Here is a 21,734-nt window from a genome sequence, read left to right as displayed (position 1 = left end):
ACTCTATTGCCCTGTTTCGTACCCAATAGATATTACTTTTCATTACACAACTTTTCATTTTATTTATTCATGGTTATTTAAGATTTCTTATTATATAAATGTGAGGTTTCTATATCATGTACAACATTCAAGAAAACAAAGCCATAAAAGTTGATGCAGTCACTTTTTCAGAACTAAAAATGCTGGAAAACGATATTGAAGAATTATTAAGATGCAATATCGACATGGTATGTGATGAAGAAGAATCAATGTTAATTGTAGGTCGACAGGTTAGAAATACCCACTATGGAAGAAGTGATCTCACTGCAGTCGATAACAACGGGAATATCGTTCTAATTGAAATCAAAAGAGACCGTAAAGATATCGAATCACGTAAAGAAGCATTTGAATTTCAAGCGATACGATATGCAGCCAGTTATGCAACTATTGAAGATCCTGAAGATCTTGTAAACAAAATTTATGCACCTTATATAGAAAAATACCGTACTGAATTCGAAAATGAATCTTTGACAAGTACGGAATTAGGAAATCGAAAGCTAACAGAGTTTTTACATGTAAATGGAGCCGAAGCTAATTTTAATAAGAACCAAAAGGTTATCTTAGTGGCCTCTGAATTCGATGAACAAACCCTTTCCGCAGTTGCATGGTTAAATAGTAATGGTGTTAATATAAGTTGCTATAAACTAATTCCTTATAAAATAAATGGTAATGTTTATATAAACGTCGAAAAGGTATTACCGTTAAATGACTACAATGATTATTATGTTGATTTCTTAGAGAAAACTACTGCATTAAAGAAAACAGGAAAAAAACTATCACGCAGAAACCTACCAAAGATTGATACGATGATTGAGTGGGGTGTGGTCAAAGCTGGAGACACCATCCTTGCAAAAGACCGTAGTGAAGAGGCAACGCTATTAAAAAATGGTAATGTACTTGCTAACGATGTTGAATTATCCATGCAAAAATGGTTAAAAGAACTGTACGGTTGGTCCAGCATTCAAACGTATGTTTTTGCAATACATAAAGATAGTGGGAAGTCATTATCTAAAATTCGTGAAGATTATATGAATGCAATAATGGAAAATAGTGAGTAATTATATACATTTTTACTTTATGAGGTTCGACCCCGACCAGCGGTAACTTTAGATGAAAACGATTTAATTATAAAAAGATAAAATACTCACAAATGTTGGTATATCAATGTTGGTGAGTGTTTTTTTGTTTGGGAGAAAAAAGCTGAAAAAGTTAGGGTTTTAATTCATTTTATACAATTTTCACACAAGAAAATACCTTAAACACAACAGAATTTCATGAAATTTCTCAGAACCAAAAAACTAAGGAGTTCGTAGAAAAGTATAAAAAAAGAGCTTATATTGAAGGGGAAAATGCAGAGCTCAAAAGGTTATGGTCTATCTCGAGTTAGGGAGTATGACCTATTAGGTGTGTCTAAGCAATCAAAATTAGCTGTAATAGCAGTCAATATTAAAAGAATTGCAGCTTTAGTATCGTAATAAATAGGAGAAAACTGCAAAGGTTTTCCCCCTTTAGTGATAGAATTCATTAGATTTAAGTTTTGAACCTAAATTGCCCTTAACTAAAATTGACTAATTATAAACGGTACTTTTTCACCAGTTTCGAACTTTCCCACACTTCTCAAATACTTTAACGCTTCACACTTTAACAGAGTGGGGGTCAGAACCCACCACCTGCGGCTTTGTTGTTAACCCTTTATAAGCAACCGCTCCCCCAATCGCACCGATAATCGGTCCAATCACATAAACGGGAAACTGTGCCCAGCTAATATTACCACCTGCTAAACTATTAATCACATAGGGACCAAATGTTCGAGCGGGGTTAAACGAAGCTCCAGTTGCCCCAGCTGTTAACATGATAAGTCCTCCTACCGTCAATCCAATCACAAGCCCTGCCCAGTTTACCGGGGCGTCCGAATCAACAGCAATCCCCATAATCACAAACATAAGTACAAATGCTGCGATCGCTTCCACAACCATCCCCTGTACATAGCCTGTACTTGAACCAAGTGATGTTGCACCTAACCCTCCAAGGTGAAGACCATCCATTCCAAGAACAGCAACAATCGCCATTGCACCGATGATACCGCCAACACACTGAGCGATGAGGTACGCGGGAACCTCTTTCCAAGCAAAGTGACCGGTGACTGCTAAACCAATTGTAACGGCAGGATTTATATGACAACCAGAGATTCTTCCAATTGTAAAAATCATCGCCATGACCACAATCGCAAAGGCAACACTTATCACACCGATATCCGCAAGCGTCGTCGCCGCATTATTACTTGCTGTAATGACGCCATTAAACGCCGCTGTTCCAGCACCAATGAGTACGAGTAAGGCAGTTCCAATACTTTCAGCCACACATCGTTTGAACAGAACTGGGGGTTCCATGACAGACCTCCTCTATTTTACAAGTCCATGAGGGTCAATTACATACTTTCTCGCTGCACCTTGATCAAACTCTTGGTACCCTCTTGGCGCATCTTCTAAAGAAATAACGGTTGCATTTACGGCTTTCGCAATTTGTGCTCTTCCACTTAAAATCGCTGCCATTAAGTCACGGTGGTATTTCATCACAGGAGTTTGCCCGGTTACAAAGGTATGTGCTTTTGCCCAACCAAGGCCAAGACGCACCTTTAATGTCCCGATTCGTGCATCTTCATCAATTCCACCAGGATCCCCTGTTACATAAAGCCCTGGAATACCAAGTCTCCCGCCAGCACGTGTTACGGTCATAATTGAATTAAGTACGGTTGCCGGCGCTTCCCCTGCATTTGCTCCATGTCCTGACGCTTCAAATCCCACGCAGTCAACGGCGCAGTCAACTTCAGGAACCCCTAAAATTTGTTCAATTTGCTCACCAAGATCCGGATATTCACGAAGGTTTACGGTTTCACATCCAAAGCTTTTTGCTTGTTGAAGCCGCTCCCCATTCAGGTCACCGACAATGACAACAGCTGCACCGAGTAATTGGGCTGAGTGCGCTGCTGCTAACCCAACTGGACCTGCTCCAGCAATATAAACCGTCGAACCTGGTTTGACCCCAGCACTGACTGCACCGTGATAACCTGTTGGGAAAATATCTGAGAGCATTGTCAAATCTTTTATTTTTTCCATTGCCTGATCCTTATCTGGGAATTTTAATAATTGGAAATCAGCATACGGAACCATAACATATTCAGACTGACCTCCGACCCATCCGCCCATATCAACATAGCCATACGCTGAACCCGGACGATCAGGATTTACATTTTCACAAATATGAGTGTCACGCTCTTTACAACTACGACAGCGTCCACAAGCAATATTAAATGGCACAGATACAAGATCGCCTTTTTTAATGAACTCAACATCACTTCCAACTTCAATGACTTCACCTGTAATTTCATGTCCAAGAACAAGTCCAGTTGGAGCGGTCGTTCTTCCGCGCACCATATGTTGATCGCTTCCACAAATGTTCGTTGTGACAACTTTTAAAATCACACCATGATTACATTTACGACCAACATTCAGTGGATTAACACCTGGGCCATCTCTTAATACTAAATCGGGATAACCTATGTCCTGGATTTCCACCTTACCTGGTTTCATATACGCGACTGCTCTGTTTCCACTCATTTTGCAATTCCCCCTTAAGATAAATGTTAGGTTGTTCACCTTACATCTTGCAAGAAGTGTGCCAAGATTTAAACTTTTGTTTAAAGCCCTTATTATGATGAGTGGTTATTAAACCTGCTTATTTTCTGAACAACAACTGTCCTATTTTAGGACAGTTGTTCATTTAAACTTGGAAATATTTGTCCAAGTAGTATAATAGACTTAGAGTAAACGTTACTATTTAAAGGGGGACAAGCAAATGCCACTCGAGAACCTTGTCGAGCGGGTTGATATAATCGACCGTTCTTGGAAGCGCTGTCAACACTTTGGACTTTCACCCTCCGACCCTATGGATGACTCAATTTTAACTGGTAGTGCCTTACAGGAGGTATTAACTGAAAATCAGTCGATGATTCGGCACGCAACATTAATTTTAGAAAACCTTTATCCTGCCATACACTCCCAAGGACTCGTCACGGTGATTGTTGATCGGAATGGAACCATTATTCACAAAGTAGGCCATCTGGATAGTAATGAGGCAATCGATTATTTGCCAGTTGGTTCCAATTGGTCTGAAAAAAGAAAAGGCACCAATGCAATGGGACTCGCTATCTACGAAAAGAAACCAATCATTACGCACGCTGAGCACCATTTCTACGTGAAAAATCACTTTCTTACCTGTGCAGCAAGCCCCATTTATTCTCCAACTGGAGAGTTAATTGGTGCGATTAATATTAGTGCAAAAAAAGAGATGTATCACCCTTTTACGATTTCCTTAACAACGATGATGGCCGAAAATATACAGACCCGGCTACTTCTTGACAAGACTAAGCAAGAAAAGGTGTTAGCATTAAAAGAACTTGAGCTAACATCAAACTTATCAACCGTTCCGCTTCTTACCCTTGACCGTGAAAATACGATTATTCGTGCCAATCAATCAGCCCGTTTTATCTTAGGAGAAGATTGTATCGGGGATGAGTTTCATGTCGCAAAAGGTTATTCGGTTGAGGTCATCTCTGATCAATCACAAAAAGTTTACAGCTCCGTTGTCTCTTTAAACAAAGCGAACAAGAAGGACGAGACGGCAAAAAAACTATACAGCACCTCAGATATCATTGGCTCTTGTCCAAAAATAGAAAAGGTTCGAAACATGATAAAAAAGGCGGCTGTTTTTGATTACCCTGTCATTATTTACGGGAAAAGTGGAACAGGAAAGGAACTTATTGCACAATCATTACATAGCCATGGCTCACGTTTCGGGAAACCATTTGTCGCTGTGAATTGTAGCGCGATCCCAGAAAATCTTATCGAAAGTGAGTTATTTGGCTACGAAAAGGGGGCATTTACAGGGGCGAATCACAAAGGATCTCCAGGCAAATTTGAAGCAGCAAACGGCGGAACTATCTTTCTCGACGAAATTGGCGATATGTCCTTAAAGGCCCAAGCGGCTTTACTCCGTGTCTTACAAGAAAGTATTGTTACACGAGTCGGCGGTGTCAAAGTCATCCCGATTAACACAAGGGTTATCGCGGCTACAAACAAAAACTTACGTGAAGAAATTAAAGCAGGACGCTTTCGAGAGGACTTGTACTACCGGCTTAAAGGGATTTTTATTACCCTCCCGCCGCTGAAAGACAGAACCGACATCCTTGAATTAACCGAGCATTTCATTAATACATTAGACCATTCATCAGTCTCGTTATCGGATGAAGCAAAGCAAAAAATCCTCGCCTATCATTGGCCAGGAAACATCAGAGAACTTAAAAGTGTCCTCATCCAAGCCTCCTTTTTGGCCGTAGGAAACGAGATTAAGGCGGATGATTTACACTTTGAAGATGTGTATGAACAGCAAACTCAGCAATTAGCAATTGTAGAAAAAAAGCCGTCTTCACTCGGACAGACGGAAAAAGAGGCCATCACCCAAGCACTAACATCTGCTGGATGGAATATAAGCAAAGCTGCGAGGATATTGAAGATTAGTCGCAATACGCTGTATCTTAAAATGAGGAAGTATGGGTTGTGAAGCGTCCCTTTACTTCCGGAAATTGAAAAAATTGGTTAGAGAAGAGAATATTAAGAAGGAAGTTAGCGTCTAATTCAAAAATATATTTATTCAAGGTATACCGATAATGGTGTACCTTTTTTAATATGATTTCAATAATTTACTTGAAAGGAATTAAACATGTAGTTTTTTAAATTTAATCTTTTTTTATATATAGAGGATGAATTTCTAAGTTACTTCACAAAATAGGAATTTTGTACGGTAGGAAATATCTTTCTTTGGTGAATATTCCTGATTTCATTAATGAAATCGTTTAATTTATGTACTAAATTTACAATCTATGATATTGGTAAATAGTAGAAAAAATGCATCCTAATATTTATTACATAAAAATGTATCAATACTTCATTGGTGCAACATAGGAAGTAGAAAACATGGAGGTGAAGAATACAATTGTGAAGGTACTAGCTTCTAAACCATTTATACATACAATGAAAATTAGACTACAAGAATACAATCATTTAAGACAGCAGCTTGAACAGGTAAAAAGGAAATGCAATGACATCGTAAATCTAGATGATCAGTTCAAAGGTAAGGGAGCTGATGCCATCAAGGGATTTTACCGTGCGCAAATCGATGTTGTAGAAGCATGGCTCCGTCTTATAGATCGACACATTGCTTTTTTAAACGGAATTGAGGGAAGTACTGACGAGAAGGATCTATCGGGAAATACAGTAGTCCACCTTCCATTTCTTGAAGATGAACTGGCGCATCACATAAGAAACCATAAGGAAATGGTCGCAAGTCAACAAGATGAGCTGCAAAAGATATTTAATCGGATTGATGACCTCATACCCCTTAACGCCTTTTCAACAAATAGCTTCGATGACAATATTGAAAAAGCTGATAAAGACCGAAAAGACACCATTGATGCTGTCAATCAACTTGATCAAGATTTAACATCAGAATATAAGTTATCAGAAGGTGAAGAGCAATACGTCATCACTCTTTTTCAGCAATTAATTGAGGCATCTCGTCAAGGTAACATGATCTCGCCGATTCATTTCAATTCAGCAGCCTATAAAGCAAGTGACGTGTATCAATTAAAAGCACAGGCTGAACAAGAAACAATCAATTATTTAGCATACAAAAAGAACCAAGAAGAGGTCCGAAAACAACAAGCAGAAATCGAAGCTGAGATCGAAACTAGAGAAAGGGAAAAAGCAGAATTTGCAAAATTAAACCCGATTGAAAAATCGATACATAGTTTCAAAGAAATCGGAAACGACTTTTGGGATGGCCTAGAAGCTCGGAACGAAAAGAAATTTGATTCCATATACGACTTTGGACATTACCTAACTATAGGATCTTTTGACACAGCTAAAACAATGTATCAAGGCATGGAAGACAGAGCACATGTCGCAATGAATTCCCCCTATGACTTTGTCAATTACATAAGCATGGGAACTCTTGATCTTGGAAATGGTGCGATAAACCCAGAAGAAAGCTTTTCAAAAGAGCATTGGTTAAGTAGTATAGGATTAGCTAGTATTCTAGTAGGTGGAGCGAAGCCGATTGTGCGTGCGTCTAAGACACCGAGTTTACAGGATCGGAACTTGGTTCTTGAGAAGACGATTGATAAAGCTCATAAACTAACTTCAAAGACAAAATCACATATGAATTATGTTGTTGGTGAGGTAAGAGGCGGCATTCACGTTTTGTTGAATGAAATGAATGATAATAACAATTTGGCTTACAGTTTAAATGGTGAAGGTACAAAGATCCCGTTTAAAGTGATGGATACTGAAGCGGTTAAGAAGGTTTTAGAACGGGTTTTATCGAAGTTTACTTGGAGTGGTGTAAATAAGGGTACGGGTAAATATCAAGTTGGAGCATATAAGGATATTAAAGGAGTAGAAGGACTTGATGCCCATCATGCAGGGCAGAAAGCAGCAATGAAGAAATTAGTAGATAATTATGATCCAAATACTGCTCCTGCTATAAATGTTCCAAAGGTCGGTCATACCATAAAAGGCCCTAATGGTATAGTTTCAAGAAGTACCAAAGGAATAGAGAATCCTAGACAGTTATTGGCAAGGGATATTATTGAACTTAGAAGAGTCTATGATGACATATCAAATTCTGCATTAAAAGGGGTCCTACCAACAAAACGCGGAAAACATACGCTAAGCAAATTTCGACATAAAAAAGGCCTATTTTTCCTACGCTAAGGAATCATCGGCTTTTTTATTTTAATGTATCTTCCCGTTGATTTCTTTAATTTGTCCTGCAACTCCTACATCTAGGGCGAACGAAATGTCAGGATTGATGGTATTCACCAATGTTTCAGCTCCTCTGAGAAATGAAATACAAAAATACACAAATATAAAAAGGTTATTGACACAAAAAAATAAAAGTATTAAAATTATCTCATATTCAAGATATTTAAATTTGAGACATTTTATTTTGAATTTACTTGTTGGGAGGTGGTTATATGGAAGGAAAATGTACAAACCAGCCCTATTTAATATTAATGCAAACAACCAAAGCAATCCAGGAGCGAATAAGAATGGAAATGATTAAAAACAATCTAAACCTTACAGAATTTTCCGTATTAGAGGTGCTTTATCTTAAGGGGAAACAAACCATTCAGCAGATTGGTAATAGCATCCTAATTTCTAGTGGTTCCATGACTTATGTTATAGATAAATTAGAACAGAAGGGTTTATTAAACCGAAATGCATGCCCTGATGACCGACGAGTAATACATGTGATGTTAACAGAAGATGGAATTTATTTAATGAAAAAAATCATGCCTAACCATCGAGATTTGGTTAATTACATATTTGGATCTCTAAATGATGATGAGTCACAAATAATGGTCAAACTTTTGGAAAAAGTAAGTAAAAAAGTGGAAACATAATTTTTTCGGAAAAATATCTCGAATTAAAGATAAATAAAATATTAGGAGGATTTAAAGATGATAAATATTGGTTTATTAATAATTAGGTTGGTAATTGGTGTATTATTTGTAGGTCACGGTGCACAGAAATTATTTGGTTGGTTCGGTGGTCATGGATTAAAAGGTACTGGAGGTTGGATGGAATCTCTTGGTATTAAACCAGGCGTGGCAATGGCTCTCCTTGCAGGATTAGCAGAATTAATTGGAGGGATGTTATTTGCTCTAGGGCTTCTAACACCCTTTGCTGGTATTATGATTGCAGCAACAATGGTAATGGCGATTGTAAAGGTGCATGGTCCTAATGGATTATGGTCAACACAAAATGGCTATGAGTATAACCTGACCTTGTTAGTGGTAGCCATCGGTATAGCTTTAATAGGTCCTGGTCAATACGCTTTAGATGCTTTTTTATTCTAAAATATCTCGAAATAGAGATTCTTTAATTAAAGGTTATGTTTAGGAATGGCTGATTTTATACAGTTGGTAAAAGATAGGAGGTCAGCAAGTAACTTTATTCCAGATCAATCTTTTAAAACAGAAGAACTAAATGAAATATATGAGTTGGTTAAACTTGAGACCATCAGCTTTTAATCTTCAACATACAAATTATTTTAAAGGTTATTGCCCCAACTATAAAAGAGAAATTAAGGAAGGCTATAAATGGGCAATATAAAGTATCCAATGCTTCAGCAGATATCCTAGTACTAGGTGATAAAAAGGCATTTCATTAGGCTTCAGAAATCTATGAAGGTTTGAAGATGTTATGGTTGTGAATAAACAGGAGTATGATCATGGGGTCAAGATACTGTTTCACTTAAATTTATTAAAAAGGAGTGAAAATTAAATGACTAAAAAAACAATAGGGATTCACCACATCACAGCAATTGTAGGTCATCCACAAGAGAATGTAGATTTTTATGCAGGTGTATTAGGATTGCGTTTAGTTAAACAAACTGTAAATTTTGATGACCCAGGTACTTATCACCTATATTTCGGAAATGAAGGAGGAAAACCAGGAACAATTATTACTTTTTTCCCTTGGAGTGATGCGTATCAAGGAAAAATCGGCGATGGTCAAGTAGGGGTCACTTCATATGTTGTTCCTATTGGAGCCATGGAGTTTTGGGAAAATAGATTAGAAAGGTTCAATATTCCTTTCACAAAAATAGAACGCTTTGGAGAGCAATATTTAGAATTTGATGATCCCCATGGACTTCATTTAGAGATTGTTGAAAGAGAAGAAGGGGAAGTGAATACTTGGCATTTTGGCGAAGTCACACCTGATGTAGCAATTAAAGGGTTTGGTGGAGCAACACTATTATCAAAACAGCCAGAAAAAACAGCTGAACTGTTAGAAAAAGTAATGGGGCTTGAGCAAGTCGGAAAAGAAGGAGATTTTGTTCGTTTTCGTTCTTCTAGTGATATAGGAAATGTAATTGACTTAAAATTAACACCCATTGGCAGTGGGCAAATGGGTGTAGGTACAGTACACCATATTGCGTGGCGGGCTAGTGATGACCAAGATCAACTTGATTGGAAAAAGTATGTTGAGGGTTTTGGATATGGTGTTACTCCTGTTCAGGACAGAAACTATTTTAATGCTATTTACTTTAGAGAGGATGGGGAAATACTATTTGAAATTGCAACGGATACTCCAGGATTCGCTCACGATGAATCCCAAGAGACGATGGGAGAAAAATTGATGTTACCTGAACAATATGAACCCCATAGAGATAAGATTGAACAAGTTGTACTTCCCTTTGAAGTTAGAGAGTTAGATTAACTTTACGAAAGGAATGATTTCTTTGCTTTCGATTGACCCAACCACAAATACCGAAAGAGAAAATTATAAATTTCTAATAGGTAGCATAATACCAAGACCTATTGCTTTTGTCACAACAGTTTCAAAGGATGGCGTTTTAAATGGTGCACCATTTAGCTACTTTAATATCGTATCATCAAATCCCCCGATGATTTCATTATCAATTCAACGGTCAGAGGGAAGACAAAAGGATACAACGAGAAACATCATCGATTCAAAGGAATTTGTTATTCATATAGTTGATGAACAAAATGTTGAAAAAATAAATAAAACAGCTGCTACCCTTCCTCCTAATCAAAGTGAAATAGAGTTAGGGAAATTAACTCCAGTTAAAAGTGAGAAAATTTCAGTACCGGGTGTAAAAGAAGCCAAAATTCGAATGGAATGTATCTTAGAACATTCTTTAGAATTGGGAGGTTTGGATTCACCTGGTTGTGATCTTATCATCGGAAAAGTTGTTCAATTTCATATTGAAAATGATCTTTATAAAAATGGAAGAATTGATCCAAAGGGCTTAGCTGCTGTGAGTAGATTAGCTGGTACAAATTATGCGAAAATAGGTGAGATTTTTTCCATAGAGCGACCAAATTAATTGCTTGAACAAAACGAATTAAAAGAATGGAGAAGATAAGAGTGCAAAAAACAACAGGTATCCATCATATAACAGCGATGGTTAACGATGCCCAAAGAAATATTGACTTTTATGCGGGCGTACTTGGGTTAAGACTTGTAAAAAAGACGATAAATTTTGATCGTCCAGAAGTGTATCATCTCTATTTTGGTAATGAAACTGGTCAATCAGGAACTGTTATTACTTTTTTTCCATGGGCTAAGCAGTTAAAAGGTCGAATTGGAACAGGTCAGGTCGGAGTCATTAGCTTTATTATTCCAGTAGGATCAATTAATTTCTGGGAACAACGTTTACAAAAATTCGGTATTGAATTTAGTTCATCCGAACGCTTTGGTGAAAAAAATATAAAATTTAACGATCCTGATGGGCTCCAGCTTGAAATTATAGAACGAAATGAAGGACCAATAAATAATTGGAACTTTGGGAGAATTCAAGCAGAGAATGCGATTAAAGGTTTTGGTGGAGCTACTTTAATTTCAGCACAACCTAATAAAACTGCGAATGTTCTAGAAAATATATTGGGACTCGAATGCATTAGTGATGAAGAAGGATTTCTTAGATTTAGATCTGAAGGGAATCTTGGAAATATCATTGATATTAAGCTAACTCCTTCGGTTCGTGGGCTTATGGGAGCTGGAACTGTTCACCATATAGCATGGAGGGCAAAGGATGAACAAGATCTTCTAAGATGGAGATCGCTTCTTCAAGACAAGGGATATTATCCGACTGAAATTCGTGACCGAAACTATTTCAAAGCAGTGTATTTCCATGAAGAAGGAGGTATACTTTTCGAAATAGCCACCGACCCACCAGGCTTTTCAGTTGATGAACCTGTCGCTAAACTTGGAAATAAACTCATGTTACCATCTTGGCTAGAGTCAAAGCGAGTAGAATTAGAAGAAACCTTACCTAGTGTGGAAGTTCGTGTTCTGGAGGGAGATAAATGATGAAACATATTTTTAATAAGGGAAAAGATCTAACTAAACCAACGTTACTATTACTTCATGGTACTGGCGGAAATGAATTAGACCTGTTACCTCTTGCTGGAAGAATTGATGTTGAGGCTTCAGTGTTAAGCGTCAGAGGGAATGTATTGGAAAATGGAATGCCTCGATTCTTTCGAAGATTAGCTGAAGGTGTGTTCGATGAAGAAGACCTTATTTTCCGTACTAAGGAATTAAATGAGTTTCTTGATGAAGCAGCAGAAAAGTATGGTTTTAACCGAGATAATATTATTGCCATTGGTTATTCAAATGGTGCTAATATAGCTTCAAGTTTATTATTTCACTACCAACATGCATTAAAGGGTGCGATTCTTCATCATCCAATGGTACCGAGAAAAGGAGTTGATCTTCCTGATTTGTCAGGGAAGTCTGTGTTTATTGCAGCTGGGACAAATGATCCAATCTGCTCACCAATGGAATCTTCTGAACTGCAATCGTTATTAGAAAAAGCAAATGCAGATGTAGAACTTCATTGGGAAAATAGAGGCCATCAATTGACAGTAGAAGAAGTTGAAGCTGCGGCACAGTGGTATCGTAATTTGTAATAAAATATTAAAATGAAAATTTTTTTGGAGGTTAAGTTATGTTTAAAAACGAATTAGGTGCACTTATTTTACGTGTAACATTAGGAACATTATTTTTTATCCATGGGTTAGTAAAATTCAAAGGTGGGATTGAAAATATTGTAGGGTGGTTTGATAGTATTGGTTTGCCAGGATTTATGGCATACGGAGTTGCTTTGTTTGAGATGATTGGTGGTATTGCATTAATCGTAGGATTGGCAACAAGACTTATCTCTGCTTTGTTTGGACTGTTAATGCTTGGAGCAACACTAAAAGTAAAACTTTCAGTTGGCTTATTAGGTAATGGTCAAATGGCAGGATATGAATTAGATTTAGCCTTATTGGCAATGGCAGTTTATCTTGTAATCAATGGAAGTAAGGCATTTTCAGTGGGTCATTTGATTTTTAGTAAGGACCAAAACGTTACAAAACCAATTTAAAAAATTAGAAGAAAAATTCGAATTAGATGAACATTAAAATATGAATTTATAAAAAGTTTATTATATATTTTATCTTGAACTAATAATATTTTGAATTAAGAATTATGATTTCGTATCAAACTCAGTTTTTATCATATTATAAAAATATGAAAAAATAACTATTTACTTAATTCCATAGTAACCCTTCTACTAAGAACATTAAGGCTCACTTATGTATTCTACTGTACATTTTTAGGGCATTATATTCGGGGATACTTTGGAAGGGGTGGTTTTTATAGACTGAGGATTAAACAATAAAGATTTAGGCGGTGTTAACAATGGGTATTTTAAGTAAATTATTTGGAAACTCAACAAAAAAGGAGACTGAAAAAATGACAAACGTAAAATTAGCAGTAATTTATTACAGCATGGGTGGAACTAACTATCAATTAGCAAAATGGGCTGAAGAAGGTGCGAAAGAAGTTGGGGCGGAGGTAAAAGTATTAAAAGTTCCTGAACTTGCTCCACAATCGGCTATCGAAGGGAATCCAGTTTGGAAAGCTCATGTAGAAGCAACAAAAGATGTGCCAGAGGTAAAATTAGATGACCTGGAATGGGCAGATGCAATTATTTTCAGTGTACCAACTCGATTTGGTAATATGCCATCACAAATGAAACAATTCCTAGATACAACTGGTGGTCTTTGGTTTAATGGAAAACTTGCTAATAAAGTGGTAAGTGCAATGACTTCTGCACAAAATGCTCATGGTGGTCAGGAAGCAACTATTCTATCACTTTATACAACAATGTACCATTGGGGTGCAATTGTAGCCACTCCTGGCTATACAGATCCTGTAATCTTTGGAGCAGGTGGAAACCCTTATGGAACAAGCGTTACCGTTAATCAGGATGGAAAAATGATTGAAGATGTGGAAGCTGCTGTTAAACATCAAGCAAAACGTACTGTTACAGTAGCTGAATGGGTGAAAAAAGGGAATCAGTAAAATATTATTATTTAGAGCTAATCAAGTTATGTTGGTTAGCTCTTTTTTAAGCTGTTAATAAAAAATTTGATTTGCGAGTTAATTCAATAATCGAGAATGATAGTAAGAATATATATTACTTCCTTTGAGGTGCCTTCAGATAAAACGGATATTTTATGCTTGCAGTATGATTAAGGTGGTAAATCAGTCATAGACAAAAGTGCAACCGTACATATATTCGATTGGAATATATGATGATCGAATCTTGAAAAGAGAAAAGGATAATACTTATTGGAATTGGGAATTTTAAAGGTATCAAATATTCCTTGAGAAGGATGGTACCTTTATGGAAAAAAAATTGTTAAACCTACTTAATGTATTGTGCATAGTTTCCTTACCATTTTTGTTTAGAGGCTCAAAGATGAGAGAAAATTTACTTATTTTTTTCTCAAAAGGAGTTCTTGCAACTCTTATTGATGCTTATGTTGTTGGAACCCAAAGAGTTGCCTATCCAGTTCGTCCTTTTCCAAAAATCTTTAAAACAAATATTATTTATGATGTTTTATTCTTTCCGATTTTAAGTGTCATCTGGGTCAAAATTACATATAACGATAATTTTGGCAAACTGCTCTTGAAAAGTTTAATCTTTAGTGTTCCAATGAGTTTGGGTCAATGGTATTTTGAAAAAAATTCTAGATTATTCAAATGGAAAAAATGGTCACCACTCCATACCTTTGGAAGTGTAAATCTCACCTTATTTACAATTAGAGGTTTTGTTGGATTATTAAAGAAATTAGATAAATTAAAGCAAAATCAAAATCAAAATATAACCAATAATTAAAGGTTGATATTATGATAAAAAAAACAGATAAGTTAGAAGCAATACTTTGGAGCATTGCTTTACCTGGTTTTGGACAACTTTTAAATGGGCACCTATTAAAGGGAATTATCTTTATTATTTTAGAATTCACTATTAATATAATGAGCTCATTTAATCAAGCCATTATGTATAGTTTCTTAGGGAAGATAACTGAGGCTTATGGAGTGGTTAATTACCAATGGCTTATGTTTTATCCTTGTGTATATATGTATGCTATGTATGATGCTTATAAATTTGCAGAAGGAGAAAATCCAAGGTTATCGTTTGTTCCATTTGCTTTTGGAGCTTATTTTGTCACAGTAGGTCTTATGTACTCACCAAATATATTTTTCGGTATATCATTCGGTCCCATTTGGCTACCAATGTTGTCTTTAATACCAGGATTGGCAATAGGGTTTTTTATACGTTATTTGCTGTTGAAATTCAAAGTCCAATAACCATGAAGGGTTGTTATCCTCGTGAATTAATGTTAGGTATCATTTTAGCTTTAAACCTCTTTTTTTCCATAAGTTTAGTTTGTACAGTACGTTCAAGAACAATAGTAAATGATTCACTATTTAATAGCATATTGTTTAAGTATTATTATTTGTGGAATGGGATAAAAAACTAATCCTAATTAAATTCAAGAGAGCAATCGATAATGTTCGATTGGCTCTTTTTTAGTAACAAATAAGAAATGTACAGTTAATCAGGGTATTAATTTTGAAACTTAAAAAGTGACATTTTATTGGTAGTTATTCCTATAATTCGTAACTCCTAACGATAAGCCAATAAGAATTTTTGTTATTTGGAATTCCCTCGTCCATTAAGAAAAGTCTTTGCAAAAATTTATAGTAAAGAGCTAGTAGTTATAATAGGATAAAGCTTCCCATCAACAGCAAAAGAAACCCTTCCTGTTTCTTCAGAAACAACCAGAACAAGAGCATCACTTTTTTCTGATAAACCCAATGCCGCACGGTGACGAGTCCCTAGTTTTTTTTCACTTACAACTCTATTAGACAAAGGTAAAACGTTTGCTGCAGACAATATTTGATTAGTACGAACTAAAACAGCACCATCGTGAAGGGGATTTCCAGGGTAAAAAATTGATTCCAATAATGAATGTGTCAATGTTGCACCAATAGGAGTACCAGGTCGGATTAAAGAATCCAGTTGATTATTACGCTCAATTACAATTAATGCACCATGTCTTTGATTGGAAAGATGTTGGATACAAGTAGATAAATCTAAATATTTGTCAGTAAATGGAGATAGATAACAATTTAAATAAAAAGACGCAGCTACAGTTTCTATTTGTTCAAATCTTTCCTTGATGTCCTCAAGATTTCCTAAAAGACAATAGTTTTCATTTTCTAATGATTCTATGCCATTGTTAATTTCAGCCGAAACATTTTGTAGACCTTCTATTAATTGGTGTTTAAGTGGTGAAAAGTCGCAATCTGTTTCATTCATGCAAATTAAACCCCATTTCAATTAAAAAATAAGGGTGAGATATGTTCTATCATCACCCAGATAGACTTTAAATTATTTCACCTTAAATTCTTCTAACAATAATTCTTCTGTTTGAGGCATGGTTAACCCTAAATGCCAGCACCCCATGCCTGCTAAGTTATATTCCTTAACAAGTCGAAATTTTTTCAAAAGACTACGGGGATCTTCAAACCAAACTTCATGTAACGTACCGTACTTATCGGTATAACGAAACCATGGTGCAGCAGCATTTTCATCGTAATGAATTTGGCTTTCATACCCTATATATAGGTCTATTGCATGTTGAGTTGAGTAGGCTTTTCCAGCCCTTTTATTTCCAGAAATAGTCCAATCATATGCGTATTGTGGGATACCAAGCATAAGTTTTGATCGTGGTACTACTGATGTTGCATAATTTAGGGTTTCCTTTACTTTATCTATAGGAGCAATCGGACCCGATGGCCCACCAGGCCAATGCCAATCATATGTCATTAAAAACATCTTATCTAGGTATTTGCCAAGTGTACTATAATCATATGCTGTTGAGTGGGATGGTAATTGATCTCCCTGTTTTGGAGGGACTGCCATCAATACTTCCATCCCTGAAGAATGTAGTTTTTTAGCTAATTCTTTTATAAATTTATTTAGGTTAGAACGATCTTTATGTCTTACCTGTTCAAAATCTATTACTACTCCTTTATAATCATTACTGTGTAAGAGTGAATGAATATTATTTATAAAATTTTTTCTTCGCCAAGAGTTACTTATTAAATGATGGGTTAAATCAGGGTCAAAACCTTTTTCGCTTAAATTTGAAAGTGTTGCGTAAGGGGGTAAATTTTGTTTCCAGGCGAGTTTATGTGCATCATTTTCTTCTAGCCCAATTATATTTCCTTCGTAATCTGGTTTATACTCAAAAACAAATATACTTGATAGAGTGTTGCTATAATTACTTAGAATCCAAGCATTTGTATTTTTATCCTTAGGAACAAAATAAGTTCCAGTCCAAATTTTCTTTTGCTTGGAGTGAGGAATGTTTAGCTTTTGTCCTGGTACAATTCCTTTGCTTTTTAGTTGATTATTGCTTATTATTTGTTCCTCACTGATGGAATGACGATAAGCAATTTCCCACAAGCTCTCGCCTGGTTGAACATAATAATTTGAACCTGGAATGACAAGAGCTTGTCCTAATACAAGTTGAGCATTTTTAGCTAAACCATTTAGCTTGGCTATTTCATCTCTATTTAGTTCGTATTGTTTAGATATCTTATCGAGACTATCACCAGATTTCACTTCAAATATTACTTGTGCTTGAGTTAAAGTAGGCGCAAATAGAACAATAGTAATGGTTATTAACATAAACAAAATTTTTTTATTCATATACATTCCTCCTGAAGAAGTTTCTTATGAAAAATAGTATATGTAGTTATATTAATGTTAGACAGTTATTTCATTACCGTATTTTACCATTGTAACTATTGTCTGATATTTTGTTTAAGCTCTGTTTAAAAGAAGCATTTATGAATTTATCAAACTATCACTTTGCATTTGTTGGTAGGACCCCTAGATGTAATGGTGTATTATATACGGTACAAAAGCTTAATTTTCTAAGCTTTTTCTCTTCTTAAAAAAGTTGATGATGTTCAACAAGAAAAATAATGTTGGAATGTAACAGTATAAAAAAATTAAGCCTGTAGTTGTTAGGCATGAATTAATGTTCTCAATACTAATTTCACTTTTTAAATTAATAACAATAACAAAAACTATGGCACTTGATATCCATAAAGATGTTTTAGGTTTAAGGTTTATTGTTGTCCTTAAAATTCTTGTTCCAGCCCACAAAAAGACACAACAAGGAGGTAAGATGACTAAAAGCCATGCAAATATATAAATGTATTCAAATCTTTCAATGAAAGGCAACCGGATTATTTTTGATAAAATCAGGGTTGGCCATACTGTATGTTCCAACTGTCGAATATTAAAATATACAAACGACACAATTGTAATAATAAAATATAGAACGGTTGTATAGGCGATTGAAATATGAGCCCATTTCTGGGAATCATGATTATTTTTAATAAAAGGAAAATAGATTAACAATAATTCGGGTCCCAAGTAATTGGTGATTGTTTGATTTGCTGAAACGATATAATCACCTAAGCTATGGTTCAAAAGGGGAAGTAAATTATTCCAGTTTGCATATTTTAATGGAAAATAAAGGGTCACAAGTAAAACACTAGGTAGCACTACTCCCCAAAAACACATGCCCGTAACCACTCTGAATCCACCTGAAACAATATATGTAGAAGCCAACACAATAATTAGTGATAACTCCCATAGATGGACATATGGAAAAACCCAAACTTGTAAAATTTCTACGTACGAACGTACTATTGTTGAAACCGTTAAAATTATATATCCATAAAAACAAAGATTGAAAATGTTGCCAATCCATTTTCCAAACAGCTGTTGATGTAAGGATAAAATATCTCCATTGTTTGATTTCTTTAACAGAAAATACATCAACCAAATAATGAGATGAAAACTGAAACCAACTAATAATACGGAAACCCATGCATCTTGATCTGCACCTATTACTATTTTACTTTGAAAACTCAGCATGCCTACACCAGTCTGTGCGCCGTGGATAAGAAAAAATAAAAAAAAGGGAGAAACAGTTAGACTTTCCTTTACTTGTTTACTCATAATAAACCACCAAAATGTCTACTCTCCAATCCCTGATTGATGTAGTTGAATGCTAAGATTAATATCGAATGTTACCTTTGGATATACGGTTTCATAAAATTCTTCTTCATTCCATTTTTTCCTGTGTGCCCTGACCAAATCCCCAACACCTAAAGGATCGACCTCATGATCTTGGAATTTTAACAAAAGTTTTGAAAGATCATTATTCATTTGCTTTTCTAACTGCCTAGTTAATAATTTATAGTTTTCCTTTCTTCTCAAATCTAACCAACCTGGATAATCTTTAACCATTCCATGTAATGTTATGTTATATGTTACCTTTGGCTCGGTTTCAAGTTTTGATACAGATTCAATCTTTTCTCCATAAATGCTTGTTAATACAGCTAGATCCTCTTGTTGTTCTTTACTTACCTTAAAATCCATATCCCCATTCATCGATCTTGCTTGTAATATTTTATAGAGAAGCATCTCTTTTTGATCTAAGACGAGTGACAAACGATCTTTTTTAAAAACAGCATATCCATCAACTTCAACTTTCCCATGTTCATTTAGATTTATAAAAGGAACAGATACATCTCTTCCTTCTCCATAATAATCAAACAAAAATATTTGCAGATTAGAAACTGGTACATTTCCTGATTTAAAGTTATGTTCGATCAAATTAGGAAGGTAGTCATTTCCCTCTTTTGTAAGATTGTTTAAAATTTTTTCAGTTGGCGCTTCTGAAACAGCAATGATCAAGTTGCTACCGATCAAAGGGTCTCTACAAATTGTTTTGACAAAATGCGAGATACTATCCTTCGCCAAATTTCTACTAAATATCAATAGTTGTAACTTACCGATCTCAATAGGCTTTGGAGATTGATTGTTAATATCTTTGAGAATCAATTTCGTATTTTTTTCATGTCCTTGCAATGAATAAATTTTCCCTTGTTTTTGTTCTGTATAGTCGGAATACAGAGCTGTTCCAATATAATCTTGATCTTCTTTGTCGAATCCTATAATTGAAAGCATGTGTATATCATCAACAATTTTCCCACGATTACAACCTGACAAAACAAATATGAGTAGAGAAAGGCTGCAGAATATACAACAAATGATTTTGCGCTTTTGGCTACTCATTATTAAGATCCTCCTTGTCTTGATTCGGTGTATATCGTCTTAGTGAAAGTGGTTTTAAAAATTTACTTCGAGTTGTTGTATATTGGTATGACGAACGAATAAAACTGTCTCGAAAATTCTTTATTCTAAAAGGGTAAAGAGGAACCAAATATGGAGTTCCTAAAGATTTTAACTTTAATAAATGACCTAAAAGAAGAATAAATCCAATAACGATTCCAAAGCCACCCCAAAAAGCTGAAACTACTATGAATGGAAAACGTAATAGACGGACGGTATTAGCCATTTTAAAGATAGGTGTTGTAAAAGAGGCGAGTGCCGATAACGCAACAATTATCAGCAGTATATTACTTGTTAACGCTGCTTCTACGGCTGCCTGTCCAATAACAATACCTCCCACAATACCTAACGTCTGTCCAATCTTGGTTGGTAAGCGTGCCCCAGCTTCACGCAGCAATTCAATCGTAATTTCTAAAAAAATGACCTCCAATACGGGTGGAAACGGAACATTTGCTCTGGAGCTGATAATAGGTCCAAGTAAATCTCCTGGTATAACTTCATAATGATATGTTAATACGGCAACATATAACGGAGTGGCAAAGATTGAGAAAATCACACCAATAATGCGTATAATTCGAAAGAAAGATCCCACTACCCAGGGTAGATAATAATCTTCTGGTGAAATAAAAAAATCCATTAACGTTGACGGTCCAGTAACGACATAAGGGGAACCATTCGTTAAAATAGCAACTTGTCCGTTTATAACCGCATAAGTAACACGGTCAATTCGCTCTGTAGATAAAAAAATGGGAAAAGGTGTATTTGAGTTATCTGAAATCATTTGATCAATTTGAGAGCTATCAAAAATCACATCGAAATCTATTTTCTTTAGCCGTTGGCGTACGGTTTGGATGTGTTGTGGATTGGTAATTCCATCTAAATAGGCGATAACCACCTTTGTTTTAGACATAGACCCCATTATAATTTCTTCAAAAACTAAATCAGGGATGGCAATTTGCTTTCTCAATAAATGTATGTTGATATCAATGTTTTCTACAAATCCGATTTTTGGCCCGACAACACTAAATTCATTTTCTGTGTCATTGTTCTGGCGGTAGCCAAGATTACCGTTTTCAACATTTACAGTAAGAAAGTTATTGTCTAATTCCTTTAACTGGATAATTACATATCCCTTCATAAGCCTTTTTTCAACATCTGAAGTATTACTTGTAACATTTATATCATCAAATGGTATTATATTTTTTATATCATTTAAATGTTTAATTATTTCAACGTTCTTTTGAATGGCCGGGAGGAGGAGTCGATTGATTTTCTCTGCATCTACCATGGATTTATAATAACTGATTAGAATTTTATCCTGATTTTCAATAGGAGAAAATTGATGAAAATCGCTAGACTTTCTAGCTTGTTGAAAGATAACACTAATTGATTTTGGTTCAGATGGGTTATTAGAATTCTTTTTTTTTAGAAGTCCTTTTAAAAATGGCACAGACATATCCTCACTTATTTATGAATCA

The 21,734-nt window shown here is 35.5% G+C and carries 20 protein-coding genes and 2 pseudogenes; 15 read left to right on the top strand and 7 right to left on the bottom strand.

Features of this window, described 5'->3' with window-relative positions; genetic code table 11:
* Positions 1 to 116 precede the first annotated feature (116 nt).
* Entirely contained in the window at positions 117 to 1,097 is a 981-nt protein-coding gene (locus HUW50_RS22370; RefSeq protein ID WP_185653316.1) for a hypothetical protein, read from the top strand.
* Between the two features lie 197 nt (positions 1,098 to 1,294).
* Positions 1,295 to 1,511: pseudogene (locus HUW50_RS22365) on the top strand (transposase); the annotation flags it as partial.
* A 162-nt stretch (positions 1,512 to 1,673) separates the two neighbouring features.
* Here the strand turns inward: HUW50_RS22365 and HUW50_RS22360 are convergent.
* Entirely contained in the window at positions 1,674 to 2,429 is a 756-nt protein-coding gene (locus HUW50_RS22360) for an MIP/aquaporin family protein (RefSeq protein ID WP_185653315.1), read from the bottom strand.
* 12 nt (positions 2,430 to 2,441) lie between these two features.
* On the bottom strand, positions 2,442 to 3,656 hold the full coding sequence (gene fdhA / locus HUW50_RS22355; protein WP_185653314.1) for a formaldehyde dehydrogenase, glutathione-independent: 1,215 nt from the start codon (positions 3,654 to 3,656) through the stop codon (positions 2,442 to 2,444).
* Between the two features lie 238 nt (positions 3,657 to 3,894).
* On the opposite strand from fdhA, the gene HUW50_RS22350 reads away from it, so the two are divergent.
* From HUW50_RS22350 to HUW50_RS22295, 13 genes and pseudogenes are all read left to right on the top strand, one after another.
* The gene (locus tag HUW50_RS22350) at positions 3,895 to 5,658 is read left to right on the top strand and encodes a sigma-54-dependent Fis family transcriptional regulator (RefSeq protein ID WP_185653313.1); all 1,764 of its coding nucleotides are present in this window, start codon (positions 3,895 to 3,897) and stop codon (positions 5,656 to 5,658) included.
* 413 nt (positions 5,659 to 6,071) lie between these two features.
* The gene (locus HUW50_RS22345; protein ID WP_185653312.1) at positions 6,072 to 7,868 is read left to right on the top strand and encodes a ribonuclease YeeF family protein; all 1,797 of its coding nucleotides are present in this window, start codon (positions 6,072 to 6,074) and stop codon (positions 7,866 to 7,868) included.
* A 263-nt stretch (positions 7,869 to 8,131) separates the two neighbouring features.
* Positions 8,132 to 8,560, top strand: a complete 429-nt coding sequence (locus tag HUW50_RS22340; RefSeq protein WP_185653311.1) for a MarR family winged helix-turn-helix transcriptional regulator — start codon at positions 8,132 to 8,134, stop codon at positions 8,558 to 8,560.
* Between the two features lie 57 nt (positions 8,561 to 8,617).
* Positions 8,618 to 9,016, top strand: a complete 399-nt coding sequence (locus HUW50_RS22335) for a DoxX family protein (RefSeq protein ID WP_185653310.1) — start codon at positions 8,618 to 8,620, stop codon at positions 9,014 to 9,016.
* 45 nt (positions 9,017 to 9,061) lie between these two features.
* Positions 9,062 to 9,398: pseudogene (locus HUW50_RS27430) on the top strand (nitroreductase family protein); the annotation flags it as partial.
* Positions 9,399 to 9,443: 45 nt separating this feature from the next.
* Complete coding sequence (locus HUW50_RS22330) at positions 9,444 to 10,382, top strand: ring-cleaving dioxygenase (RefSeq protein WP_185653309.1); 939 nt, start codon at positions 9,444 to 9,446, stop codon at positions 10,380 to 10,382.
* A gap of 22 nt (positions 10,383 to 10,404) precedes the next feature.
* On the top strand, positions 10,405 to 11,013 hold the full coding sequence (locus tag HUW50_RS22325) for a flavin reductase family protein (RefSeq protein ID WP_185653308.1): 609 nt from the start codon (positions 10,405 to 10,407) through the stop codon (positions 11,011 to 11,013).
* 41 nt (positions 11,014 to 11,054) lie between these two features.
* Positions 11,055 to 11,999, top strand: a complete 945-nt coding sequence (locus tag HUW50_RS22320) for a ring-cleaving dioxygenase (protein WP_185653307.1) — start codon at positions 11,055 to 11,057, stop codon at positions 11,997 to 11,999.
* Complete coding sequence (locus HUW50_RS22315; RefSeq protein ID WP_185653306.1) at positions 11,996 to 12,601, top strand: alpha/beta hydrolase; 606 nt, start codon at positions 11,996 to 11,998, stop codon at positions 12,599 to 12,601. The genes HUW50_RS22320 and HUW50_RS22315 overlap by 4 nt, the downstream gene beginning before the upstream one ends.
* Before the next feature lie 38 nt (positions 12,602 to 12,639).
* On the top strand, positions 12,640 to 13,059 hold the full coding sequence (locus tag HUW50_RS22310; RefSeq protein WP_185653305.1) for a DoxX family protein: 420 nt from the start codon (positions 12,640 to 12,642) through the stop codon (positions 13,057 to 13,059).
* 317 nt (positions 13,060 to 13,376) lie between these two features.
* Positions 13,377 to 14,042, top strand: coding sequence for an NAD(P)H:quinone oxidoreductase (gene wrbA, locus HUW50_RS22305; protein WP_185653304.1), 666 nt, complete (start codon positions 13,377 to 13,379; stop codon positions 14,040 to 14,042).
* A gap of 325 nt (positions 14,043 to 14,367) precedes the next feature.
* Complete coding sequence (locus HUW50_RS22300; protein ID WP_185653303.1) at positions 14,368 to 14,862, top strand: CBO0543 family protein; 495 nt, start codon at positions 14,368 to 14,370, stop codon at positions 14,860 to 14,862.
* A 14-nt stretch (positions 14,863 to 14,876) separates the two neighbouring features.
* Complete coding sequence (locus HUW50_RS22295; RefSeq protein ID WP_185654097.1) at positions 14,877 to 15,338, top strand: hypothetical protein; 462 nt, start codon at positions 14,877 to 14,879, stop codon at positions 15,336 to 15,338.
* Positions 15,339 to 15,729: 391 nt separating this feature from the next.
* On the opposite strand, the gene cdaS is transcribed toward HUW50_RS22295, so the two are convergent.
* The 5 genes from cdaS to HUW50_RS22270 all read right to left on the bottom strand — a co-directional run bounded on the left by cdaS (position 15,730) and on the right by HUW50_RS22270 (position 21,706).
* Entirely contained in the window at positions 15,730 to 16,353 is a 624-nt protein-coding gene (gene cdaS / locus HUW50_RS22290) for a sporulation-specific diadenylate cyclase CdaS (RefSeq protein WP_185653302.1), read from the bottom strand.
* Between the two features lie 72 nt (positions 16,354 to 16,425).
* Positions 16,426 to 17,751 carry a glycoside hydrolase family 18 protein gene (locus HUW50_RS22285; protein ID WP_185653301.1) on the bottom strand — a complete coding sequence of 442 codons (1,326 nt, stop codon included), beginning with the start codon at positions 17,749 to 17,751 and terminating at the stop codon, positions 16,426 to 16,428.
* Between the two features lie 219 nt (positions 17,752 to 17,970).
* Positions 17,971 to 19,077, bottom strand: a complete 1,107-nt coding sequence (locus tag HUW50_RS22280) for a GerAB/ArcD/ProY family transporter (RefSeq protein ID WP_185653300.1) — start codon at positions 19,075 to 19,077, stop codon at positions 17,971 to 17,973.
* A gap of 18 nt (positions 19,078 to 19,095) precedes the next feature.
* Positions 19,096 to 20,199, bottom strand: a complete 1,104-nt coding sequence (locus tag HUW50_RS22275) for a Ger(x)C family spore germination protein (protein ID WP_185653299.1) — start codon at positions 20,197 to 20,199, stop codon at positions 19,096 to 19,098.
* Positions 20,192 to 21,706, bottom strand: coding sequence for a spore germination protein (locus tag HUW50_RS22270; protein ID WP_260445572.1), 1,515 nt, complete (start codon positions 21,704 to 21,706; stop codon positions 20,192 to 20,194). The genes HUW50_RS22275 and HUW50_RS22270 overlap by 8 nt, the downstream gene beginning before the upstream one ends.
* Between the last annotated feature and the right edge of the window lie 28 nt (positions 21,707 to 21,734).

This window comes from Metabacillus sp. KUDC1714 (genome assembly GCF_014217835.1).
Lineage (GTDB): Bacteria > Bacillota > Bacilli > Bacillales > Bacillaceae > Metabacillus > Metabacillus rhizosphaerae.
This window is presented reverse-complemented; position numbering and strand designations above follow the sequence as displayed.